This window comes from Streptomyces morookaense (assembly GCF_013030945.1).
In the GTDB taxonomy this organism is placed as follows: Bacteria; Actinomycetota; Actinomycetes; order Streptomycetales; family Streptomycetaceae; genus Streptomyces; species Streptomyces morookaensis.
Genome location: NZ_JABBXF010000188.1, coordinates 1 through 410, shown reverse-complemented (window position 1 = coordinate 410; position 410 = coordinate 1). Strand labels below are relative to the sequence as shown.

The following is a 410-nucleotide window of genomic DNA, read 5'->3' as shown; positions in this document are numbered from 1 at the left end:
GGCGGCGGCCGGTGCCGGGCCCGCTCGGCGCGGGGGAGCCGGCGTCCTGGCCGTCCGGCACGAGCGGGGTCTCCTGCGCGGAGGGCGCCTCGTCCGGGGCCTGCCCGTGCCGGGGCCGCCCGGGCCCGTCCGGCGTGGCGACGGCCTGCTCGGGGCGAGCATGGGCCGAGACCGGGGCCGCTGCCGCGGGCTGCTCCTGGGGGAGCGCGCCGGGTACGAACGGCGGTTCGCCTGCGGCGGGCTGCTCCTGGGGCAGGGCGGCGTTGTCGGCGGCGTGCGCGTGATTGCCGCTGTTGCCTGCGGCAGGAGGGAAGCCGGGGGCGCCGTTCCGGGCACCGGTGGCCGCGGCCGGTTCCGTGCCACCGCTCGCTGCGGGGGCGCTGTTCTGCGGCCCGGTCTGGGGGTACGCC

The 410-nt window shown here is 81.5% G+C and carries 1 pseudogene; it reads right to left on the bottom strand.

What is annotated here, in order from left to right:
* Window positions 1–410 (bottom strand): annotated as a pseudogene (locus HG542_RS34070) (hypothetical protein); the annotation flags it as partial.